Source organism: Arthrobacter sp. TMP15 (assembly GCF_039529835.1).
Lineage (GTDB): Bacteria > Actinomycetota > Actinomycetes > Actinomycetales > Micrococcaceae > Specibacter.
In genome coordinates this window covers 2,695,759-2,720,096 of sequence record NZ_CP154262.1, presented here as the reverse complement: position 1 = coordinate 2,720,096, position 24,338 = coordinate 2,695,759, and the positions used below count along the sequence as shown (strand labels likewise).

Here is a 24,338-nt window from a genome sequence, read left to right as displayed (position 1 = left end):
CGCCGTGCAGGATTACAAATCCACTAATTCCAGCCAACTCTGAGAGTATTGCCGAGTGCCACACAGCAAAAACTGGCAGATTAGCCTGCATCTTCTCACGTAGACTGAACACGCTACTTTTAGGCAGCAATAGATTGGGAGCAATTTCGTGCCATCACTTCTTGAGCGGGTCCTTCGCACAGGCGATCGCAAGACGCTTAAACGGCTCAATGTCCTTGCGGACGCCATTGATTCGCTGGAGGACTCTTTTCAGACCTTCACCGATGCAGAACTTCGCGAGGAAACTGACAAGCTCAAGCTCCGGCACGCAGATGGCGAGTCGTTGGATGATCTGCTTCCGGAGGCTTTCGCCACCGTGCGTGAAGCATCCTCCCGCACATTGGGCTTGCGCCATTTTCGTGTCCAGCTCATGGGTGGTGCTGCCCTGCACTTGGGGAACATTGCCGAGATGAAGACCGGTGAGGGGAAGACCCTGGTTGCAACAGCACCGGCGTATCTAAACGCACTCACGGGCAAGGGCGTTCACGTGATTACCGTCAACGACTACCTTGCGCAGTACCAGTCAGACCTGATGGGACGAGTTTTCCGGTTCCTGGGTCAGACCAGCGGCTGTATTGTCTCCAACCAGGACCCCACCGTGCGCCGTGCCCAGTACGCTGCCGACATCACCTATGGCACCAACAATGAGTTTGGCTTTGACTACCTGCGCGACAATATGGCTTGGAGCAAGGATGAGCTGGTTCAGCGCGGGCATAACTTTGCGATCGTTGATGAAGTGGACTCCATCCTCATCGATGAGGCCCGTACACCGTTGATCATCTCCGGCCCGGCGTCCGGAGACGCCAACCGTTGGTATGGCGAGTTTGCCAAAGTTGTACTGCGCCTCAATGACGAAGAGGACTACGAGGTTGACGAGAAAAAGCGCACCGTCGGTGTTCTCGAAGACGGCATTGAAAAAGTTGAGGATTACCTTGGCATCAGCAACCTTTACGAGTCCGCCAACACCCCGTTGATTGGTTTCCTGAACAACGCCATTAAGGCTAAAGAGCTGTTCAAGCGCGACAAGGACTACGTCATCATGGATGGCGAAGTTCTCATCGTTGATGAGCACACTGGCCGTATTCTCTCTGGTCGGCGGTACAACGAAGGCATGCACCAGGCCATTGAGGCCAAAGAAGGTGTGGAGATCAAAGCTGAGAACCAGACTTTGGCCACAGTGACACTGCAGAACTACTTCCGTCTGTATGAGAAACTCGCCGGCATGACAGGCACCGCCGAGACCGAAGCTTCCGAGTTCATGGGCACGTACTCGTTGGGGGTTGTTGCAATCCCCACGAACAAGCCCATGTCGCGTGTGGACCAGGCGGATCTGGTGTACAAGAACGAGGTTGTGAAATTTGACGCGGTTGTCGCTGACATCGCTGAACGTCACGAGTTGGGCCAGCCTGTTTTGGTGGGCACCACTAGCGTTGAGAAGAGCGAGTACCTGTCCAAGAAATTGGCAGAGGCTGGCGTCAAGCACGAGGTGTTGAACGCAAAGAACCACGCCCGTGAAGCCGCAATCGTAGCGCAGGCCGGACGCCGTGGAGCTGTCACCGTCGCCACGAACATGGCGGGCCGTGGAACGGACATCATGCTCGGCGGAAACGCCGAGTTCAACGCTATTGCTGAGCTGGCTGCTCGCGGACTGGACCCGGAAGAAACTCCGGAAGAGTACGAGGCAGCCTGGCTGGACGTTTTCGAGGAAGCAAAGCTAGCCGTCAAGGACGAGCATGAGGCCGTTCTTGAGGCCGGTGGGCTGTACGTTCTGGGTACCGAACGTCACGAGTCCCGTCGTATTGATAACCAGCTTCGCGGCCGTTCCGGACGTCAGGGAGACCCTGGAGAGTCGCGATTCTACCTTTCATTGACCGATGACCTCATGCGTTTGTTCAACTCCGGTGCTGCCGAACGCCTCATGTCGCGATCGTCCATGCCCGATGATGTTGCGCTGGAATCCAAGCTGGTATCGAAGGCGATTGCCTCCGCGCAAGGCCAGGTTGAGGGCCGTAACGCTGAGCAGCGCAAGAATGTTTTGAAGTACGACGACGTCCTGAACCGTCAGCGTGAAGCCATCTACAGTGACCGCCGCCGGATTCTGGAAGGCGGGGACCTGCATGAGAAGGTTCAACACTTCCTTGAGGACACCGTCAATGAGATTATTGACGCGGCGCTGAGCAATGGCCATCCCGGTGATTGGGACTTCTCAACTCTCTGGAGCAACCTTCGAACCGTTTACCCGGTGAGCGTGTCAGTGGATGAGATCGCTGAAGAGGTCGGTGGCGAGGGCAGGATCACAGCTGAAACTCTCAAAACTGAGCTGCTCAGTGATGCCAAGGTTGCCTACCAGGAGCGCGAAGCCGCCCTGGGCTCATCGACCATGCGTGAACTTGAACGCCGCGTAGTGCTTTCTGTGGTGGGTCGTAAATGGCAGGAACACCTCTACGAGATGGATTACCTCAAAGAAGGTATCGGGTTGCGGGCCATGGCTCAGCGTGACCCGCTTGTTGAGTACCAGCGCGAAGGGTACGAGATGTTCCTGTCCATGATGGCCGGCATCCGCGAGGAAAGCGTTGGTTTCCTGTTCAACCTTGAAGTTCAGGTGGAGAACGCTCCGGAAGCAAGCGTTGGTCTTGTTCAAGAGGCACCCTCGGCATTGATGGGTCGGGTGGGCTCCGCAGGCTCAGGCACTGCCAGTGACTCATCCGAGGCCGCTGAGGAGAGTTCGCCCCGGATCACCGCTCCTGGGCTTCAAGCACCTGAGAAGCCTGCGCAGCTGCAGTTTAGTGGCCCGGATGCGGAAGGTGAAGCCGAAACGCATATTGAGCGCCGTGGTAGCGGCTTGCCGCCGTCGGCCACGCGTCCGGCGAACAAAAACAACAACAAGAAGAAGAAAAAGCGCTAGTCCCCATCGCTTTGCCAAGAGCCAGACGCCAACGCGTCTGGCTCTTGTTTTAGGCAGGTGGTTGATGTGGGGATCTTTCCCTAGCCAATCTGCAAAGCAGTCACTTTCCACAGCCCACCCAAGAGTTCGAACCGCATGGCGATGGCTCGGAAACGCGTCTTGTCGGCGATCACCACTGTAGTTTCAAAGATCCCAGGCGAGACGGCACTGCAATGCACCGAATGGACTTGGGGCTGGTGATGGAGCATATGAACGTTCTCTGGCGCGTGGCTCTGGCGACGGCATTCAGCTTTTTGGGCTTCGGCATGCAGCCGTGCACGGGTTGCCAAGGCGTTAAGGCACAGGGCATCTAGCCACCGGACCAGTTGCTGTACGGAGCGGACACCGCTGAGAACTTCAAGGGCGGCTTGAGCTACCTTGCATGACATTGAGGCCACAACGGCCCGCTCTGCCCCTCCTGGATCCAGTATCCCAAGGGCGCCTGAGGTGTCACTGTCTGGGACTGCCCGTGCTCGCCTTAGACGTTCCTCCCGTCCAGGGAGTTTTATCACCTCTCCTTCGTTGAGAGCGTCGGTGCCAGGAGTGATGGTGTTGACGGGCTTAACCACTAAAAGCGTGGGGTTGGACGGTGATGAGGTTGCGGTGGTACTCACGTGGTGCTCCTTTGCGGTGGTGAGGACACTTGTGTTCAGAGGTTGGGGCTTTTCGGGATCGGCGGGATTATGGTGCGTGGAGTATTTGGCCCGGATGGATGATGTTGGGGTTTGGCCCAATAGTTGCCTCATTGGCCCTGTACCAAGCAGGCCAGGCGAGTGCCACATCGACATCATTTGAATACGGTCCCAGTGCCTTGGCAACAATGCTCCACAGGCTGTCACCACTTTTCACCACCACATCGCTGCTGTTGCTGGCCTCGTGACCTGCGCCAGGTGGTGCTTCTGACCCGGTTTCGTTGCTGTCTATCGGTGGTGATACGGGAGCTTGCCGGGTTGTTGGTCTCATGAGCAGGTCAGCACCAATCGCTGGTGCCTGGGGAGTCCACTGGGGTGCCACGGGTGGAGCGGGCGCACTCGGGGGCTGTGCAGTACTAAGTGACGGCGAGGTGGCTACAGTTTGAGCATGCCAGAGAGGATCAACTCCTGGGCCCTCGGCAGCCCCAGCCAGGGGTGCAGCCAACAAATTTAATCCCATGATGGCAATAATGAGCCGCCGCATGAAGGCTGGCGAACAGGCCGCCGTGAATGCGGCGAGTCTGGCGGCGCCCAGAACATGGGCGGCACCGCAGATGCACGCGCAGACGAAGCCAAACAACCAGCAGCAAAGTAGGAGTATCCCTGAGCCTGCACCAGCCAAACCCAACAACTCGGAGAAGTTAAGCGGGGAGGCTACCCCGCCACTGTTCCCATGCAGCCGTAAAAGCGAATGGCCACTGAAGACCAACGAGGCGCCCAGAAAGAGGGTTGCGGCGGCCATGGTTAGGTCTGCGACAGTTTCTCTTCTCATGATGCATCTCTTTAATCTACTTTGAACTGATTTGATAGTGTTTAACACTATTTGAGGGTGTCTAAATCATTTTGACTTATTTAGAGCTCAAATGTCTATAGCTTGGGCAGGGTTTGTGGAAAGTTGCTTGCAAGCCCGCTGTCGAAGGGTTGACTGGTTGGGTAGCCGCGCCTAACGTGGCGCCATGCGATGGGATTTACTCTTTGGTGATTTCGAAACCCAGATGCACGCGGCCACGGCGCAGGAAATGGAACGGCACATCAATGAACTGGCGAGAGTTGAGGCTTCACAGCTAACTTTGGCTGAGGCGTTGCGTGGTGGCATAGGCGTTCAACTGACGGTTCTGATGTGTAATGGCATAACGGTTCACGGAGTTGTGCGCAGGGTGGAGCCGCAGTGGACCCTGCTCACGGAAGGCAACCGTTCCGTTTTGGTGCCCTTGGCTAAGATTCTGCGCGTGCAGGGTGTAGGTGCCCAACGCGGCAAGGCTTCATCCAAGGTTCCGTTTACGTTGGCAGCTGCACTGCGTATTCTTGCCAGAAACCGTTCATCAGTTGTTCTTGATGTGGACAGCACACGCCCGGTGAACTTACGCGGTGTCTTGGACCAAGTGGGTGCGGACTATGTTCAGCTGATGCAATTGACCGACGGCGTGAGTCGGGAACGTGGGAACAATCAGGGGAGTGTGGTTGTGCCCCTGGCGGCGCTGGTGACTGTAACGTCCTCAACGGAGGATCAGTTTTGAGTTCCCACTTAATGCACTCACCGGCTCTGTCGTGTGGCTTGTCGTGTGGCCTGTGATGCCACCGGAGAGCGCCTGACCTCGCTCGAAGAGCACACTAGCTGTGGGATTTAGCTGGTTCGTGGCGGACTATCAGCCGCCAGCATGTCACGGGCGGCGGCATGGCGATCGTCAATAAACTGCTCAAATTTTGCTTCATCCACGCGCCATTGCCCGCGGCCACCTATCTGGAAGGCCGGTAGTTCACCGCTGTGCACGAGTGCGTAGCATGCAGCGGCCGAGATTTGCAGCTGTTCGGCAACGTCGGCCAGTGTTAGGAAACGGGGCATGGAACCATTGTCCACCTTTTGACCTTATTTGACGAGGTTCGACGCTAATAGACATCAAATCAGTCGTTATGTACTTGGGGGAGGTACGGAAAAACTAGCTCCATGCCACTGTTTTATCCACAGAAGCAGAACATTTCAGCACAGGGGCTATCAACGCGAGCTGATCGGCGGTACAAATAGTAAACGGCAGTAGTGCTCACGTGGCTGCCCACATTTGATGTGAAAATGGCGGTCTTGAACCGGCGGTCTTGAACCGTCGGGTAGGCACAACGTGACGACGGGTTCCTCGAGTGGAGAGTCGATGGCTATGGAGACGCAGAGCTCGTCCGCTCGATTGACCAAGCCGTCCTGGAAAGATCCGCGACTGATGATCGGTATCCTGCTGGTCCTGGCCTCCGTGGTGTCAGTGGTGGCGTTGGTCACGAGCGCAGGAAAGACAGTGCCGGCTTACGTGGCCACAGACGTCCTGGTTGTGGGACAAAAAGTCACGGCAGAGTCGTTGACCATTGTGCAGGTTCAGCTCGGTGACGCAGATGGTAAGTATCTTGACCCCAACGAAGTACTTGACCAGGGCGCCGTAGCCATCCGCATGGTGCCCAAGGGCGAACTTGTTTCCCGCTCCAGTATTGGGAACACAGACGCACTTGACCGCAAGCCCGCCTCAGTCACAATCGATGAGCCATTGCCCAAGGAAGTGGTTGTTGGTTCCCGCGTGGACGTTTGGGTTGCTTTACCGGATGAAAGAAACGGCTACCAGCCGCCGGTGCTCATGCTGCCCGGTGCGGAGGTTGCCGCCCTAAACGTTTCATCTTCCTCGTTGGGATCCGGTAAGAACATGCAGCTGATGGTGCTCGTCACGGATGTGCAGATGCCTAAATTTCTGGGGGCGGTAGCCAATAAAGCCAAAGTTGCAGTGGTATGGAATCCTGGAGCTGCCCCATGAGCGTGATCACCGTGGTTGCGGTGGGGGACACAGCCGGTGGCGTCATTGATGAACTGATGAAACAGCACCATGAGCTGCGGATAGTGCGGCGTTGTCCAGAGTTGGTGGAGCTTCTTGCCGCCTGCCAAAGTGGCCTGGCGCAAGTAGCGGTTGTAGCCGCGTTCTCCAGCGAACTTTCGGCAACACTTGTTGACCGGCTCACGGCAGTGGGGGTCAGTATTGTCGCTGTGGCCCTCTCATCGGAAGAGGCTCAACGCTTGCGTAGCATAGGGGCCACGGTCGTCACCGAACAGGTCACGGCCCAGGAACTGCTGACGGTTGTTCACAGTGCCCTTGAGGGACGTAAGCATCCCGGGTACTCGGGATTTTCTGTTCCGGCACAGGTAACCGCACTGGCTCCCCAACAGGATTTAGGCTCTCAGCTACCGTTCCCCACGGCCCCACCCGGAGCCGTACTTGACGCTGAACCTGCCAGCGGCGCTGTTCACCACGCCGGCGAGGTCCCGAGCGGCAGCCCGGAAAATGCCGCGGCAGAGACAAGAAAAGTAGAGAAAAAGTCTTCGGCGGCCAAGCGCCTGCGTCCTGGACATGGCGGTGCGGAGCCGCGCGGTGGAGCCACACGCGGTGGAGCCATTGTGGAGCAAGTCAGAGACGCCACCGAAGTAAAGCAACACAAATTGAGGCGGCGGAAAGCAACAATTGTGCAAGGACCGCCGGAGCAGGGTTCCGGCCCTGGGGCACTGGTCGCCGTGTGGGGTCCCATTGGATCTCCCGGCCGGACAACTATCTCCATCAACCTTGCAGCCGAACAGGCTGCTTCGGGACGGCAAGTGATGCTGATTGATGCGGACAGCTACGGGGCGAGCGTTGCAGCGGCCCTGGGACTGCTGGATGAGGCCGCGTCCTTCGCCCACGCCTGCCGCGCGGCTGACCAAGGGAGCCTGACCCTGGCAGACTTGGCTAAAACGGCAACACAGGTGGTGTTTCACGGAGGTACCTTCTCACTGCTGACGGGGCTGACCCGGGCTGATAGGTGGCCGGAATTGCGGGCAGCAGCGGTGGCTCGTGTTCTGAGGTTGGCCTGCGAACTCTGGGACCTGGTCATTGTAGATTGTGGTTTCTCGCTGGAAAATGACGAGGAGCTTAGCTATGACACTGTGGCTCCGAGGCGTAATGCGGCCACTTTGACGGTCTTGGGGCAGGCGGATCTGGTCTATGCGGTGGGCAACAGCGATCCCATTGGAATTCCGCGGCTCATCCGCGGGCTGAGCGAACTAGCGCAAAATTATCCGGCCGTTGAGGTGCGTGTTGTGGCTAATAAGGTGCGGCGCAAAGCGGTGGGTGGGAATCCAGAGAAGTCGTTGGCTCAAGCGTGGGAACGTTTTGGTCCAGCCCAGAGCATCAAGCATTTTCTGCCATGGGATCCTGAACTCACGGACAAAGCACTTCTTGAGGGCCGTCTTTTACAAGAGATCGCCGCAGAAGCGCCCTTGCGTCTCGCCATTGCCGACATGGATTGTGCAGCTGACCAACGAATGTTGAAAATTGCTGTAGCAAAAGCCACAGCAAGGGTTGAATATCAGGGCTAGGCTCAGTGGGAGGATCGCAAAGAGGCGGTCTTAACTCTTTCACGGAGGCGTTAATTCATGTCATTGCACTCACCCAGCCATCAACCTGTACGGGACCAGAGCCGTTATGGTGGCCAGTCGTTCCTGAATGACTACTTTGTGCAACTATCCGATGAGGATGCTGCTCGCTACGATCCCGAACTCCTCAGCGCACGGGCGTTTGCCCACCAGGAGCTCGCAGCCAAGCGCACGTCAGGCCAGGCTAAGGTCCTCATCCACGATGAACCGGATGCCAGCGTTGTTTATATCATCACCGATGACATGCCGTTCCTTGTTGACTCCGTCAGCGCAGAACTCTTGCGACAGAAACTTGCCATCCACCTCGTGACTCACCCTGTCTTTGTCGTTGCCCGCGATAAGGGAAGCAATGAGCTTACCTCTGTAACAAAAGTTCCTTCCCACGCGGGAGTTGCCAGCGGCGATACCTCTGCGATGCCAAACATCTCCCACCTCCTTGGAGACGGTGACAATAGTGCTTTCCTAGAATCTTGGATTGCCGTTGAAATTTCCAAGATCAGCGAGCCCGCCAAGGAGGAACTTCTTGCCGGACTCGAGAAGGTACTAGCAAACGTCCGCGCCGCCGTTGAAGACTGGCCGGCCATGCGAGAGAAGGCTCTGAGCCGAGCCGAAATTTTGGCCACCGCCTTGGCCGGAGAGTCCCTGGTGGACCTCCGTGAAGCCGAAGATCTCCTGCATTGGATGGAGGCAGATAACTTCACCTTTCTTGGTTACCGTGAATACGACCTGGATAAGCGAGACGGCGAAGACGTGTTGGTCAACCGTGAAGGAAGCGGCCTAGGGCTCCTGCGCGACGGTTCGAGTCACCCCACAGTCCAGCACCTAACAACCACTGGTCGACGCAAGGCGCGTGAGAAGCGCGTGCTGGTTATCACCAAGGCCAACTCTCGCTCCACAGTGCATCGCGGTGCCTACCTTGATTACATTGGAGTTAAGTCCTTTGACTCCCAAGGCAATGTCAATGGCGAGCAACGCTTTATTGGGCTCTTCTCCTCAGCCGTTTACACCGGTTCGGTACGCAACATCCCTGTTGTGCGAGAAAAAGTCGACGCCGTTTTGCGTCACTTTGGGTTCCCGCCCAACTCACACTCGGGCAAGGACCTGTTTGCAGTTCTTGAGACCTACCCGCGCGATGAGCTGTTCCAAATTGAGGTTGCTGACCTGATCGAGATTGCCAACGGCATCCTGCGGCTGGCCGAACGCCGTCGCACAAGGTTGTTCCTGCGTCCCGATATCTACGGGCGCTTTATGTCCGCTTTGGTGTACATTCCTCGTGACCGCTACACAACAGCTGTGCGCCACCGGATTGAGGAGGAGCTCACCCGCACCTTCAACGCCAGTTCGATCGACTTTGAAGCTCGTATGAGTGAATCGGCACTAGCCCGCTTGTTCTTCCGTATCCGTCTGTCCAAGGACTACAGGGTTCCGGCCGATCTTCACGTAGCCGAGCTGGAACAGCGCCTGGTTCGTGCAGCCCGGTCATGGCCCGAAGGCATTGCCAAGGTACTGCGTGATTCCGAGCATCTCGAGGTCGCCGAACGCTTGGTCGAGAAGTGGTCCGAAGCATTTCCGCCAAGCTACAGGGTCGATTTTGAGGTCGAGGATGCATTAGTTGACATCACTCGCTTTGAGAACTTTGACGCCCAGTACAAGAGCGCCATTGAAGCCGGCCTAGCCCCGGAGAAGTGCGCACCGGGCATGCATGTTTACCTGCCTGCCGGGACTGGTCTGGACGAGGACGCTCGAGTCAAGTTATATATGGCTCATCCGAAAAGTCTCAGCAAAATCCTGCCGTTCTTCCACAACCTTGGCATTGAAGTCCTTGAAGAGCGGCCCTTCGAAGTTGAAACCGCGGATAAACGCGATTTCTTCCTCTACGACCTGGGCCTGAAATACCCTGCCGGTGTTGATCCAATAGCCACGGCAGGACTGCTCACGCAGGCCTTCGCCGCAGCCATCACAGGACTGAGCGAGTCGGATAACTTTGACCGCCTGGTTCTCACGGAGGGGATGCACTGGCGCCAAGTCGTCATCCTGCGCGCATACGCCAAGTACCTGCGCCAAATGGGCAATACCAACTCCTATGGATTCATTGCTGACACCTTATTGCACAACGTGGCCGTCACTCGTGCGCTCGTTGAACTATTTGAGGCACGTTTCGACCCCGCTGTTGAGGACGCTGATCGCTCCGCGTTGCAGGCCGAAGTTCATGGCCGCCTGGACGAAGCGCTGGAAAGCGTTCCTACCCTGGATGCGGACAGGGTTCTGCGGACCTTTGCCAACCTTGTTGATTCAACGCTGCGGACCAACTACTACCGCGACCGCGACTACCTGAGCATCAAATTTGACCCGTCAGCCATCGAAGGACTGCCGGCACCACGGCCCATGTTTGAAATCTGGGTTTACTCACCTCGCGTGGAAGGTACACACTTGCGCTTTGGCAAGGTTGCCCGTGGCGGGCTGCGCTGGTCAGATCGTCGGGAAGACTTCCGCACGGAAGTACTGGGGCTAGTGAAAGCACAGACAGTGAAGAATGCTGTCATTGTTCCCACCGGAGCTAAGGGAGGCTTCTTTGCCAAGGCACTCCCCAACCCAGCTGTTGATCGTGGGGCCTGGATAACAGAGGGCAAGGAAAGCTACAAGACATTCATCCGCGGGTTACTTGACGTCACCGATAACTTGGTTGTCACCGCCGAGGGCGAAGTGGTTGTTCCCCCGGAAAACGTGGTCCGCCACGACGAGGATGACATCTACATGGTGGTAGCGGCCGATAAGGGAACGGCCTCGTTCTCCGATACTGCGAACGCCATCTCTGCAGATTACAACTTCTGGCTTGGCGACGCGTTCGCCTCGGGCGGCTCCGTTGGTTATGACCATAAGGCCATGGGCATCACCGCTCGCGGTGCGTGGGAATCGGTGAAACGCCACTTTAGCGAGTTCGATCTGGACACCCAAACTCAGGAGTTCACGGCAGTTGGCGTGGGGGACATGTCAGGAGACGTGTTTGGCAACGGTCTGCTTCGCACCCGTCACGTACGCTTGGTTGCGGCCTTTGACCACAGAGACATTTTCCTTGACCCCACCCCTGCAGCGGGTGCTTCCTTTGACGAGCGTCAGCGGTTGTATAACTTGCCGCGTTCATCGTGGCAGGACTACAACAAGGACCTCATCAGTGCAGGTGGCGGCGTTTACTCACGCACGCTCAAGTCAATCCCCATTTCCCCTGAAGTGTGCGCCTCTCTTGGACTACCCGAGGGAACTGTGAAACTCAGCCCACCAGAGTTGCTTCGCGCAGTGCTCCTGGCACCCACTGATCTGCTGTACAACGGCGGCATCGGCACCTACATCAAGGCAAGCACTGAAAGCCATGTGTCAGTGGGAGATAAAACCAATGACGCTATCCGTGTTGACGGCGCCGACCTGCGTGTGAAGATCATCGGTGAAGGTGGAAACCTTGGCATGACCCAGCACGGCCGCGTAGAGGCAGCCCTTCACGGGGTCATCCTAAACACTGATGCCATCGATAACTCGGCCGGGGTTGACTGTTCAGACCATGAAGTGAACATCAAGATCTTTGTTGACCGGATGGTAGCGGCAGGAAAGCTGGATCCCGCTGAGCGCACCGAGTTCCTCATGTCCATGACCGATGAAATTGGACATCTGGTTCTGGAAGATAACATCGCGCAGAATATTTTGTTGCTCAACGACCGCCAGCGTGTTGTTGAATGGAGCCCCAGCTACGAACGATTCATGGACTGGTTGGAAGAACATGCCGACTTGAACCGTGAACTTGAGGCGCTACCAAGCAACGCAGAGTTGCAGGAGCGCTTGAGCGCCGGGCAGGGACTAACCTCCCCTGAGCTGGCAGTCCTGCTCGCCTACGCCAAGATGGAACTGGCAACGGCTCTTAGTGATAGTGACCTCGCCAATGACCCTTGGTTCAAATCAACGCTGCGTCGTTATTTCCCAGCAGCAGTAGCCGAGCGCTTTGACGCGGAGCTGGACACCCATCCGCTGCGCAAGGAGATTATTGCAACGGTAGTGGCAAACGACATGGTCAATGTTGGTGGCATCACTTTTGCCTTCCGTGTCATGGAGGAGTCCTCAGCCAATGAGCTTGTAGTAGCCAAGGCCTTTGTTGCGCTGCATGAAATCTTTGACTTCGCCTCGATGAATGCAGCGTTGCGTGAACTGCCGCCGGCCTTCCCGACTGAGCAGTGGTGCACAGTTCATCTGGATATGCGCCGCTTACTTGACCGCTCCGTGCGGTGGCTGGTGAACGAAGGCATTGGGCAGCAGAGCGTTGAAGACCTGGTCAACCGTTTCAAGCCGGTTGTGGGTGCCTTGGGCACGCACATGGGCGACTTCTTCCAAGGCGTTGACGTGGAACGGGTTGCAACGTGGACTAGCCGGGCTGCATCCTTTGAGATGCCGGATGCGTTGGGTAGCCGCTGGGCTGAATTGTTCGAGACGTACCCGCTGCTGGATGTGGCAAAGGTGAGTGAGGCGCTATCCGAAACGCAGGAAAACGTGGCCAGTGTCTACTACGCCCTGTACAACCGCTACGGAGTGGATGCCTTGCTTGAACGCATCACGGCGCTTCCGCGCAATGATAGGTGGCAAGCGCTGGCTCGTGCGGCACTGCGTGATGATCTGTATGCGACAACCGCTGACATGACACGCAACGTCATGGAAAGCACCGAAAAGGGAATGTCCACGCCGGAGCGAATTGAGGTGTGGGAGAAAGCCAATGAGGAACAGTTGGCCCGTGCCGTTCGGATGTTTGCGGAGGTAAACGAGCTTGAACAAGATGATATGGCTTCTTTGTCTGTAGCATTGAGGCTCTTGCGTTCAATAGTGCGGCGCTAGAGAAACCGTCGTTGTGGGCGGTTGCAATTGCATGGTTGCAACCGCTTGTGCGGTGCCTGCTGTCTGCAGCGGGCACCGCCACCCATCTTTAAGGAGCCAGCATGGCAGTCTTTGCCGACATGATCAGAGATAGCTCAGGGCTGGGCCCGGGCGATGCCGAATGGCTGCATTTACTGGTCGGTGATTGGCAGATGATCGCTGATTTATCCTTCGCGGACCTGGTCTTATGGTTCCCATCAAACAACCACGAAGGCTATGTGGCCCTGGCCCATGTACGCCCCTCTACCTCCCACACCATGTTTCATGCGGACTTTGTGGGGGAGCGGATCCAACCGCTGCTTGAGCCGCTGGTTCAGCTGGCATGGAAAAGCCAGAACATTGAACGCTCACATGAAACGAAGGTCTGGCACGCGGACATGGCTATGCGCGTTGAGGCCATCCCTATGGTCCGCAACGGGCGCACACTGGCTGTGATCACCACACACATGGACCTGTCCAGTTCACGTATGCCCTCAAGACTTGAATTGACCTACCGCCAATGTGCCTACGATCTACTGAAGATGGGCACTTTGGGACTGTGGCCAGATTTTGCCTCGCCCACGGGTTCCAGGCGCGGTGCTCCTCGTGTGGGTGACGGGTTGCTGCGTCTTGACGTTGATGGGATTGTTCAGTACGCAAGCCCCAATGGTGTCTCAGCCTTCCGTCGGCTAGGTGACGGGGAATCATTAGAAGGTCGTTCACTAGCGGAGGTGACCACCGGCCTGCTTAAGGACCGGCGAATGGTGGATGAAACGTTGCCGCTGGTTGTCACAGGACGAATGCCGTGGCGTACCGAGATTGAGTCGCGAGGAGTAAGTCTTTCTCTGCGCGCCATTCCGTTGCGAGATGCTACCGAGCGGTTTGGCGCCTTGGTTTTGTGCCGCGACGTTTCTGAACTTCGCCGCAGGGAACAGGAGCTGGTGTCAAAGGACGCCACCATCCGCGAAATCCACCACAGAGTCAAAAATAATCTTCAGACCGTGTCAGCTCTTTTGCGTATGCAGTCCCGGCGCATGCAAAGCGAAGAAGGCAAACAGGGCCTGGAGCAGGCCATGCGTCGAGTCTCAACGATTGCCTTGGTCCACGAAACCCTCTCTCAGGGCCTGGCTCAAAACGTTGACTTTGATGAGCTCATTGACAGGCAGTTCAGATTGTCAGCCGAGGTGGCTTCGCCGTCACAGCGTGTACGTACTGAAAAAGAGGGTGCATTTGAGGAGCTGCCCAGCGATTTCGCTACTCCGCTGGCGCTTGTCATCAATGAACTCGTGGCCAATGCTGTTGAACATGGCCTGCAGGACCGCGAAGGGACAGTGTGGCTCAACGCGCGTAGGTATAAGAACGAATCAAATGATGACGCATTGACCGTGACCATAGCTGACGACGGTGTGGGCCTACCTGAAGGAAACATTACCGAGGGGCTGGGGCTGCAGATTGTGCGGACACTTGTTACCAGTGAATTGGGCGGCACCATTGAATGGTCACCTCGGGAGGGAGGCGGCACGGTGGTTGAGCTACAGATGGCGCTGATCAGTCGGCATTAAACAAACAAACCCGCAGCGGAGAGGAAAAATTCGTGACTAGCACGGTTTTAATCTCTGCTGCGGGTTGGGTGAAGAAGTTAAGCTAGCTGGCGCGACGGGCGCGGGCTGCACGACGCTTCATGGCGCGGCGTTCATCCTCGCTCAAGCCACCCCAAACTCCTGCGTCTTGTCCTGATTCAATGGCCCACTTCAAGCAGGTGTCAATCACGGGACAGCGACGGCATACGCTCTTTGCTTCCTCGATTTGTAGCAAGGCCGGGCCAGTGTTTCCCACAGGGAAAAACAGCTCCGGGTCCTTGTCGAGGCAGGCTGCGCGACTACGCCAGTCCATGCTGATCACTCACTCCTTTTAGAACGGCGGGCAACTTGTGAAAAAATTCACTTTTGGCCACATAAGAAAAGGCCCGTCTTGGGCCTGTTTAGGTCATTGAGTTAATCGTGTCATGTTAACTCTGCGTAAACAAGAGGTAATGATGGAAATATTAGCTTATAACCGTGAGGGTTACATCACAACAACTCATTGCCTTCGGCCGGCGCCGAGAGTCGCTACATAGCCCACGTCAAGCTATATCCGGTAGGGTACTCTTGTGCCAAAAGATCCTGAAAACCCTGCCAAAATGCCCCATTTCCAAGAGCCTGAGCTGGTGGAACCCAGCGTCCCAAGTACCGAATTGTCTCGCCCAGTTGGCGTTTACGTGGTGGCAATCGTTGTTGGTATTGAAGCGCTGGCGATCGGGGCTATGGGCTTATACTCGATCTTCTCCGCGTTGACTCAGACACCACATTCCATGGCCAGTGCCGTGTTTTTAATCGTGCTGCTTCTAGCGTTGGCAGCAGGGCTTGGCGCCGTGGCCGTTAATGCGTTTAGAGGGTTTCGATGGACCCGCTCGGCGGCGTTCGTTTGGCAGTTGTTGATGGTGGCCATTGCCGTGCCGGCACTCTTTGCGGGCACCATTGGGCTGGGACTTTTGTTGTTGCTGCCGCCTGTGGCCACAGTGTATTTTCTGTTTACGCCAAAAGTGGTTGCTTTTTCACTGCGCACTGGGGCAGAAAACAACGTCATGTAATACTCCGGCCCTCCTGTTCTGGACCATTTTAGAACCTCACTTCCGGCACGCCCATTTCTGGAGACGGAAACTGGAACCAACGCCGGTGGCCGTGGTCAAGAAGCACACCTCGCCCAAGTGGTTCAGCACCCGCAGTGTCCAACCGAACACCAAAGAGGTCTCCATCACTGGGACGCTGCGGTCTGAGCACTACGCCCTGCTGAGCAGCCCTGAGTCCCCACTCCAACGGCAACGCTGAAACGGCAGGGCCGGGGTAGGTGAATGCGGCGACTATTGCCGCTCCGGACGCCAGGCTTCGAGTTGCTTGGAGCAGTTCTTGAGCGCTCAGAGAAGCAGCATCGTCCAGCCATAGAATGGAACCCGCACCTGTCTGGTCCATCGAAACATGTTTCATGGAACTCGGTCTTTTAGATGTGGTTGTGAAATCACAGCCTGAAGAACCATTAAGCAGCGTTAGCGCATTAATAAGGCTTGTTTTTCCCGCCGAGGGTCCACCAATCACGGCCAAGACGCCACCCGGTACCAGGACAACCTCCACCACCTGATGGCCGTCGCCACCCAGTCCCAAAGTAATGCTCCGTCCAGAGGCAACAGGGGCAGTAGTTGCGTACTTATTACCGCCAGTCACTGCCGTCATCTGTGCCATGGAGAGAGTGGTGGGCAGGGGCTCGATGAGTAGCGTGCCGGTGGCACGATTCCGCTGTGCCAGAGCGGGAACGTCACCACTTCCTGGGGCTTTGCCGAGTTGGGCTATTCGCATTGAGGTACCGCCGCCGGGTCTGCCTTGGGCGTTGATGGGTCCGGCAATGGCGGCCCTCCCTGGCATTGGATTGAAGCGCGGGAGTTTGGGCCAGAGCATGGTGGTTTCGGTAGTGGTGCCGCAGCTAAGAAATGCCCTATTGGGAACGGCTGCGAGAAATGCGGCAGTCAAGAGCTCACGGCCTCCGCTGACCACCACAACCAAATTTGGTTGGCTGAAGCGGACTAGTTCAGCAATGCGATCTTCAGCGTCTTGCCATGGGCTGGATCTGAAAGCAGTCACCCACCGGCCCCAATCGGTAATACAAAGGACAAATAACTTGGTGCTTGTCTTGGCCGTCTCTGCCAGCCTGCCCACTAGATGCCAGGCTGTTCGCAAGTTTTCTGGTGTTATGCGGCTACCCACCCAAGGGCAAGCGGCGAATGACGCTAGAGAACCATCGCCGTCAAGGAGATACAGCAGTGGGGTGACAGGGCGTCCCGTATCTTGAGTGTTAGTAGTGGCAACGGCATTATTGGCTAACAACTGGCTCACTACTAACGCTATGGCTGCCGATGTCTGCGATCCTGTGCCAAAAAATGCTAGGTGCGAGTGCAGTTGGGGTTGCCAGTGTAAGGACTCGAGCGACTGGCTTTGGGGAACATCGATCACGCCCAACTTCACGGAACACTCGGTGGTGTTTGCGCCCTGTTCGGTGGGGTGGTCACCTGCAATGTGGTCAACTGCAGTGAGGTCTCCCGCAGTGAGGTCAACTACCGCTGGTAGCTCGGCAGCAACGATGGCAGGGGCCGCGAGCAACGTCACCTCTGATGCGCAGAGTTGCTGCCAAGCGCGAGTCAAAAGTGCACCAACGGCGCCTGCATCGCTTGACGGAGTTTCTGAACCAGGTGATGAGCTCGGAACAGCGCGGAGCCGGTCCTCGGAGCACTGCACCAGTGGTAGCGTGCAGGTTCCTGTGACCGGGAGATACAAAGTAGCGCTTTGAAACTCCTCAGGGGTTGACGCAGCCCGGCTGATGTAGGCCCGGCCGGGGGTATTGACGCTGATGCTGGCGGCTACGCCGCTGCCAAGAACGTCGGAGGAATCGAAGGTAGATTGCACTCGAAGGCAAATGGAGCTGGTGATGTTCGCTCGAATGTCGGCATTGATTGCACCTTGGGGCCGCTGTGTTGCCAAGACCAAATGAATTCCTAGCGACCTTCCCAAGGCGGCAATGCGCATCAGCTCGATCATGGCGTCGGGGAACTGATCGACCAGGACTCTGAACTCATCAACAACTATCACAAGATGGGTCATGGCATGATGACCCGGTTCACCCGCAAGAACAGGTGGAATATGGTGGCGCACCATGGACCGGTACTGATCACTCTCTGAAGCCTCGACAGCGGCCAGCGCGGCTTCACGGTGGCTCAGCTCGGCACCCAAAGATGCCAATGTTCGGTCCATTCCCTGACCGCTCAAGTCAGTAATAAGTGAACTTGTGTGCGGCAGTTTCGTCAAAACACCCAAACCAGCCCCGCCCTTGAAATCGATAAAGATAAATTGCAGATCAGCAGGGGAGTGGGCTGCTGCCAAGCTGCCCACTAAAGTCCTCAGGAATTCTGACTTTCCTGAGCCAGTGGTCCCGGCGACCAGTAGGTGTGGGCCGTCGTGTTGGAAGTCAAACAGGGTGGGGCCGGTTCTGGACTGGCCCACGGCAATGGGGCGCAGTGGTGCAGCTGCCGAGAGCTTCCACTGCTGCTGCAAAGCTGCAATTGTGCTGTCCTCTGGCAGAGGCAGGGAGTTTGTGGATAGAGATTTCCGCACTCGTGACTCGCTCACACTGCAGGGGGTACAGCGACAGCGTGCATAGCTGTCAAAGACGGCTTCAGGAACTCCGTCAGGCACAAAATTCCGGCCAGCAAATGTTCCTATCATGGACGTTCCCTCAACCCGAAGCTGCACCAATGTGGAGGGGGAACACAGACCTGGATCAAGCCCGGCAAAGTGCAGGATACACAGCCCGGGGATAGAGAAGGCCAGTGGGTCAATCGTTTCATTGACAATGATCAGGACACCCAACAGATACTCAGTGTCATGGCTGTCATGGATGTCATCGCGGTGGAGGTCATTTTGACCCAGATCATCCAGCGCTTTGACGGTGGACTGCGCTGAGGTTGTAAGCACGGTGTTGGGCAGGAACCGTGCGGCCAAGGGAAGAGTGTGGGCGGGACCAACAAGCACTACGGAAATGGCGGCCGCATCCAATTGCATCAACGCGAAGCGCAGAAGAGCCATCAAGGGGGAGGGCGGGCCGCAGACGGTCACTAGCTGGTCCCCCAGCAACACACTGAATGGCAGCCCGGGAATTAGCGGGGCTGAAAATAACGGGTCTGTGGGTGACAGGGCTACAGCCGCGGGTTCGTTCGCCGTGCCAACACGCAGCGCAGCTGCCATGCAAGGTGGCCTGGCTCGTGGATGGCCGGAACCTGCCTGCACAGCAATGGTTAAAGTGCCGGCATCAGGGAAGATCTGAGAACGCCTGTCGGCATCTTGTCGGGCCGCTTGGAGCACGGCATCTTGAAGGGCTTTTCGGTGTTTTGTCCCGCTAAAGAGCGGGACTAGAACAGTTATTGCACCCATGGCGGAAAACGCGAGAAACATCCATGAGCCAGTCAACAGAGCCAGCACAATACCGATCACCAACGGTAGGCACCCGGCAATCAGCAGCGGCATTCTTCCTCGGGAGGCTCCTGAAGGGTTCTGCACAAAAATAGTTTCCAATGCCGCGGGATTCAACGGCCACGTGGTGCCTGTTGCACTCTTGGTTCTTGTGCGGCTTTGGGCAGGGACTGAAGCGGAACCAAAAAGACCTCCGTCCCGGAATCTGAGTTCTAGGCAGCTGTTGCCACAGAGAATGGAGTGACCCACTTGCAGAATCATGGTGTCTTTGAGTGGCGTTCCCTCCGCTGTGGGGGAACCGGCAAGGCAACGAATCATAAATCCTGCTGACCCATGTGCCGTTGTCAGAGTGATGTTGTGGGCGCCAACAATCAAGGTGCCGTGATGCCGAGAAATGGCTGGATCTGCGATCCTGATCTGGCAGTGGCCACGGCCCAGGGTGTAGCTGCCACGGTGCAAGGCAAAGACAGCCCCTGCATTGGGCCCCGAACTCACCGCCAAGACAGCAGCCAGTCCCTGACCTGCAGTGAGCTTCTCTGGAGCGGCCGCGGAATCACCAGGCTTTTTTGCCTCAGCGTTGTCATTGGCGTCGCTGCAGCTGGAACCACCGGCGGTTACCACGCCGGGTGATTTAGTCCGAGAGGCTACGACAATGGCGCCGTTCACCAGCGGGGCAATTCCGGCCATTAAAGTACTTAGGAGTATGCCGTCGACGGTGAAGGAGTTGCCTGCCCAGCGTTTCGCCAAGGCCTGCTGCAGAGATAGCCCGGAACAGTCCCCCTCTTGTATGCCAGGAGGCCATGTGATGGTCAGCTCTGTAGGCGAAAAAAGTGCATTATCACTGAGGCGATCAGTTGTTTCAGCCGCGGGCACTCCGGCCACCAAGGTGAGCTCAAGCAACATGACATTTCCCTTCCCGCAGCGAACTAAAGCCGCGAACTCCTCCCGTAACCCATACGCAAGTGGGCCTTATTCACTTTGCTATTTTTGAGCCTAGGTGGGATGCCAGCGATGGCAAGATCCGGCGTCGTACAGTGTGAATAGGCAAGCTTCCGGCAGAGCCTGTGGAAGAATTAACGTGCTGGCATTCTTGGCTGAAGCTGTGAGTAAGACCACCTGAGCAGAAGCAATGGGTAACGTTCAGGTAACCTAGGGTGTTAGACCTTGGCATTGTTATGCCCATAATTTTCACCACGCTATACAGGAGAGTTTGTGAACGCTGACTTAGTCGTCGTTGGTTCGGGTTTCTTTGGCCTGACTATTGCAGAACGTGCCGCCACAGAGTTGGGACTGAAGGTGGTCGTTTTGGACCGCCGCCACCACATCGGCGGCAATGCCTACAGCGAGAACGAGGCCCAGACAGGCATTGAGGTGCACCGTTACGGTGCGCATCTGTTCCACACTTCCAATGAGCGTGTGTGGGAGTATGTGAACCGTTTTACCCAGTTCACCAACTACCAGCACAAGGTTTATACCTCCCATAAGGGTGAGGTTTACCAAATGCCCATTAACCTGGGCACGATTAACCAATTCTTCCGTTCCTCAATGGGCCCGGGTGAGGCGCGGGCGCTGATCCAGGAGCAGGCCGGGGAACTTGCCGGAACAGACCCGAGCAACTTGAATGACAAGGGCATCCAGCTGATCGGGCGCCCCTTGTATGAGGCGTTCATCAAGCATTACACCGGCAAGCAGTGGCAGACGGATCCCAAGGATCTGCCGGCGGAGATCATTTCCCGACTGCCTGTTCGTTACAACTATGACAACCGGTACTTCAGCGACACCCATGAGGGATTGCCGGTTGACGGCTACACCGCGTGGATTGAGCGGATGGCGGACCACCCGAACATTGAAGTTGTGCTGAATACTGACTTCTTTGACGACGGTCAGTACGGTCGTAAGGCTGTTACCGGCCAGGTCCCTGTCATTTACACGGGTGCAGTGGACCGTTACTTTGATTATGCCGAGGGTGATCTGTCTTGGCGGACCATTGATTTGGAGCAGGAAGTTCTCCCAATCGAGGACTTCCAGGGCTGTTCAGTCATGAATTACCCGGATGAGAACGTGCCTTACACGCGTATCCACGAGTTCCGTCACTTCCACCCAGAGCGTGCCTACACCAAGGACGCCACTGTCATCATGCGTGAGTTCTCGCGTTTCGCCGAGAAGGGCGACGAGCCTTATTACCCGGTCAACACAACAGATGACCGCAACAAACTGCTGGCCTACCGCGACCTTGCTCGCGGAGAGTCCAACGTGCTGTTTGGTGGCCGCCTCGGCACGTACAAGTACCTGGATATGCACATGGCCATCGGATCGGCCCTGAACATGTATGACAACAAGATCAAGCCACACTTCACCGGTGGTGCGAAGCTGCAAAGCGGAGGAGTTGACGCGTGAGCGTAACTGAAACGATGGAAGAAACGACGCCGACACCAGAGACTCAGCAGTGGCGCACACTTCAGCGCGTCATTCTGCCGGAGCAGAGCCAGATGGACACGGCTCCGTTGTATATGGACACAGGCACCGCAATGGGTGTGCAATTGCCCACTGTCGGCGACAACAACAACATGCGAGACGCAAAGAAGTCTCAAACTGTTAGCTCACCTGGCAAAGAAGTCCATGTAGAGGACTTCCTGTCTCGATATTCGACATCCGTTCGTTCTGGCGAACGCGTTTCTTTTGGAACGTATTTCAATGCCTTTCCTGCCAGCTACTGGCGACGTTGGACGACCGTGGAAAATGTACGCCTGACAGTGTCGACAAGAGGTGTTGGGGCGATCATTGTCTACAAATCGAATGCCCGTGGCGCGTTACAACGAGTGGATTCCGTCCGTGTGGAAAACAACGAGGTCACGAATTTCGATCTGACTTTGAAGCCCTTTGGTGATGGAGGCTGGTACTGGTTTGACCTCGTTGCCGGTTCTACGCCGCTTATCCTCAAGGAGGCTGAATGGAAGTCCGAAGGCGAAGCCAAGAAGCCAGGTAGCATCACGCTAGAAATCACGACCCTAAATAAGACTGAATTTTGCATCGACAACCTGCGCTTGCTTTCCGAAAACCCTCAGGCACTAGAACACGTCAAAGAACTGATCATTGTTGATCAAGGAACAGAGAAAGTGGCTCTGGCGGCGGGCTTCGCAGAAGTTGCAGAAGCACTGTCGGGAAAACTACGCATTATTGACCAAGACAACCTCGGCGGTTCAGGCGGTTTTGCTCGCGGCATGTATGAGGCTGTGGAGAATGACAGCGACTACGCGCTGCTCATGGACGATGACGTTGTGATTGAACCCGAAAGCATCATCCGCCTGCTAACGTTCGCGGATCTGTGTAAGACGCCAACCATTGTTGGTGGGCACATGTTTGACCTGTATAACCGCACTGTGCTTCACACCTTTGGTGAGGTCGTCAATCCGTATTCTTTCCAGCCTGACTTGCCCAGTGGTGACATGACACTGGGACATGATTTTGTAGGCTCGAACTTGCGCCACACAGGCTGGATGCACCGACGAGTCGACGTGGATTACAACGGTTGGTGGATGTGCCTGATACCCACTGCAGTTATCCGCGAAATTGGACTGTCGCTCCCGGTTTTCATCAAGTGGGACGATGTTGAATATGGATTGCGGGCCAAAGCCGCCGGCTTCCCGACAGTTTCAATGCCAGGATCCGCGGTATGGCATGTATCTTGGATCGATAAGGATGACTTGGTGGGCTGGCAGGCCTACTTCCACGCGCGCAACCGTTTTATCGCTGCTCTGATACATAGCCCCTATGAATTCGGTGGCAAGGTGGTTAGGCAGTCGTATGCTTTCGACGTCAAACATTTGGTGTCCATGCAATACGCAACGGCACAAGGACGTATTATGGCTCTGCGCGACCTCTTGGCCGGTCCAGACCAGTTGCACAGCATGTTGCCCGGGAAGTTGCCTGAAATCCGTGCCATGATGAGCGGACATTCGGACTCGCAGTTCTCATCGGATCCAGATTCATATCCTGCGCCGAAGATGGACAAGCCTCCCAAGCACGGTCACGGGGTCACTCCTCCCTCTTATGTGGGTCTTTTGCCATGGGCTGCTAAGACCGTTGTCCGGCAGCTCTCGTTGCCAGTTTCTGATTCCAGCAAAAACAGGCCCCAAGCAAATGTGGCACACCAGGACAATCGTTGGTGGCGCATGTCGCAGTTTGACTCGGCTGTTGTGTCCAATGCTGAAGGCACAGGAGCATCTTGGTACAAGCGTGATCCGAGGCAATTACGGAAGATGATGGCCGAGAGCGCCAAGCTCCACGCTGCTCTGCTTAGAGATTGGCAGAAACTCAGCGCTCGTTACAAGGCTGCACTGACCGAAGCCACCTCAATTGCAGCATGGGAAAAGACTTTTGCCGCGCACAGTAAAAAGAACGAGAACTAGTCACCTATGACGCAAACTAACGGTGAGCTGGTTCGCCCGGGTGTGAGTGGGGGACTGACAGACGTGGTGCGGGCCCGGTTCCTGCTAAAACTCTTGGTGCGCAAAGAACTGAAGGTTCGCTACCGTGGCTCTGCATTAGGCCTGCTGTGGTCCTACGTTAAGCCTGGTGTTCAGTTTGTGGTGTTCTACATCGCGCTTGGTGTTTTTCTGGGTTTGGAACAAAGTCCTACAAATAAGTCCGGACTTCCGAACTATGCGATCTATTTGTTTTCAGGCATTGTTCTGATTAACTTCTTCACTGAGGCCCTAGGCAATGCTTCAAGATCGATAGTTGGCAATGGTGGTCTGATCAAAAAAATCTACCTGCCACGCCAACTTTTTCCTGTGGCTTCAGTGTGGGTTTCAGCTGTCCACTTCTTTCCGCAAATAATTATCTTGATCACAGCGTGTCTGTTTAGCGGATGGCACCCGTCAGTCCTGCAACTTGCAGCAGCCGTGGCCGGGTTTATCATAGTGGCGTTGCTAGCTACTGGCTTGGGACTTCTATTTGGTGCGGCCAACGTGTATTTCAGGGACTCGGAAAACTTTGTCGATATGTTACTGATGATTGCCACGTGGGCATCGCCAGTCATGTACGCATGGACGATGGTGCAGGACAAAATAGGTCAAGCGTGGTTCTTCGTGTATCAGTTGAATCCCATCACCGTAGCAGTCGAGACTTTCCACTACGCTTTCTGGCTCCCGACCACGGACGAAAGTGCGGGTATTCCACCCAACCTGTTGTCTTTCTGGATCCCGGTGGCTTTACTGATCTCGGCAGCCGTCCTGGTCTGGGGTCAGCTGACTTTCCGTAGGCTTGAAGGCCGCTTCGCGCAGGAGCTTTAG

General features: G+C 56.3%; 15 protein-coding genes. 10 read left to right on the top strand and 5 right to left on the bottom strand.

From position 1 onward, the window contains the following. The first annotated feature begins 148 nt into the window (after nt 1-148). Nucleotides 149-2,944, top strand: coding sequence for a preprotein translocase subunit SecA (gene secA / locus AAFM46_RS12155; protein WP_283528429.1), 2,796 nt, complete (start codon nt 149-151; stop codon nt 2,942-2,944). Between the two features lie 80 nt (nt 2,945-3,024). Here secA and AAFM46_RS12150 read toward each other — a convergent pair whose 3' ends face one another. Further along, the gene (locus tag AAFM46_RS12150) at nt 3,025-3,597 is read right to left on the bottom strand and encodes an Rv3235 family protein (RefSeq protein ID WP_343318037.1); all 573 of its coding nucleotides are present in this window, start codon (nt 3,595-3,597) and stop codon (nt 3,025-3,027) included. Nucleotides 3,598-3,664: 67 nt separating this feature from the next. Then, on the bottom strand, nt 3,665-4,447 hold the full coding sequence (locus AAFM46_RS12145) for a hypothetical protein (protein ID WP_343318035.1): 783 nt from the start codon (nt 4,445-4,447) through the stop codon (nt 3,665-3,667). Between the two features lie 184 nt (nt 4,448-4,631). Here AAFM46_RS12145 and AAFM46_RS12140 point away from each other — a divergent pair, with 184 nt between their 5' ends. Then, nucleotides 4,632-5,192, top strand: coding sequence for a hypothetical protein (locus AAFM46_RS12140; RefSeq protein ID WP_343318033.1), 561 nt, complete (start codon nt 4,632-4,634; stop codon nt 5,190-5,192). A 107-nt stretch (nt 5,193-5,299) separates the two neighbouring features. Here the strand turns inward: AAFM46_RS12140 and AAFM46_RS12135 are convergent, their stop codons facing one another. Beyond that, nucleotides 5,300-5,518 carry a helix-turn-helix domain-containing protein gene (locus AAFM46_RS12135; RefSeq protein ID WP_283528420.1) on the bottom strand — a complete coding sequence of 73 codons (219 nt, stop codon included), beginning with the start codon at nt 5,516-5,518 and terminating at the stop codon, nt 5,300-5,302. Between the two features lie 301 nt (nt 5,519-5,819). Here AAFM46_RS12135 and AAFM46_RS12130 point away from each other — a divergent pair, with 301 nt between their 5' ends. From AAFM46_RS12130 to AAFM46_RS12115, 4 genes are all read left to right on the top strand, one after another. Then, complete coding sequence (locus tag AAFM46_RS12130; RefSeq protein WP_283528419.1) at nt 5,820-6,461, top strand: SAF domain-containing protein; 642 nt, start codon at nt 5,820-5,822, stop codon at nt 6,459-6,461. Then, entirely contained in the window at nt 6,458-8,050 is a 1,593-nt protein-coding gene (locus tag AAFM46_RS12125; RefSeq protein WP_343318030.1) for a chromosome partitioning protein, read from the top strand. Before AAFM46_RS12130 ends, AAFM46_RS12125 begins: the two co-directional genes overlap by 4 nt. 57 nt (nt 8,051-8,107) lie before the next feature. Continuing rightward, a complete protein-coding gene (locus tag AAFM46_RS12120) occupies nt 8,108-12,976 on the top strand; it encodes an NAD-glutamate dehydrogenase (RefSeq protein ID WP_343318028.1) in 4,869 nt (1,622 codons plus the stop codon). 101 nt (nt 12,977-13,077) lie between these two features. Then, nucleotides 13,078-14,556 (top strand): PAS domain-containing sensor histidine kinase, encoded by a 1,479-nt coding sequence (locus tag AAFM46_RS12115; protein WP_283528414.1) that lies wholly within the window; start codon nt 13,078-13,080, stop codon nt 14,554-14,556. Nucleotides 14,557-14,638: 82 nt separating this feature from the next. Here AAFM46_RS12115 and AAFM46_RS12110 read toward each other — a convergent pair whose 3' ends face one another. Further along, nucleotides 14,639-14,887, bottom strand: a complete 249-nt coding sequence (locus AAFM46_RS12110; RefSeq protein ID WP_038469266.1) for a WhiB family transcriptional regulator — start codon at nt 14,885-14,887, stop codon at nt 14,639-14,641. Between the two features lie 286 nt (nt 14,888-15,173). Between AAFM46_RS12110 and AAFM46_RS12105 the strand changes: the two genes are divergently transcribed. Continuing rightward, complete coding sequence (locus AAFM46_RS12105) at nt 15,174-15,623, top strand: hypothetical protein (protein ID WP_343318023.1); 450 nt, start codon at nt 15,174-15,176, stop codon at nt 15,621-15,623. A 28-nt stretch (nt 15,624-15,651) separates the two neighbouring features. On the opposite strand, the gene AAFM46_RS12100 is transcribed toward AAFM46_RS12105, so the two are convergent. Further along, entirely contained in the window at nt 15,652-19,947 is a 4,296-nt protein-coding gene (locus tag AAFM46_RS12100) for an FtsK/SpoIIIE domain-containing protein (protein ID WP_343318022.1), read from the bottom strand. A 309-nt stretch (nt 19,948-20,256) separates the two neighbouring features. Between AAFM46_RS12100 and glf the strand changes: the two genes are divergently transcribed. Genes glf through AAFM46_RS12085 form a run of 3 tightly spaced genes read left to right on the top strand, consistent with a single transcriptional unit; the run spans nt 20,257 to nt 24,338 of the window. Further along, nucleotides 20,257-21,441, top strand: a complete 1,185-nt coding sequence (gene glf / locus AAFM46_RS12095; RefSeq protein ID WP_283528408.1) for a UDP-galactopyranose mutase — start codon at nt 20,257-20,259, stop codon at nt 21,439-21,441. A 14-nt stretch (nt 21,442-21,455) separates the two neighbouring features. Next, on the top strand, nt 21,456-23,453 hold the full coding sequence (locus tag AAFM46_RS12090; protein ID WP_343320444.1) for a glycosyltransferase: 1,998 nt from the start codon (nt 21,456-21,458) through the stop codon (nt 23,451-23,453). A 6-nt stretch (nt 23,454-23,459) separates the two neighbouring features. Next, entirely contained in the window at nt 23,460-24,338 is an 879-nt protein-coding gene (locus AAFM46_RS12085) for an ABC transporter permease (protein WP_343318019.1), read from the top strand.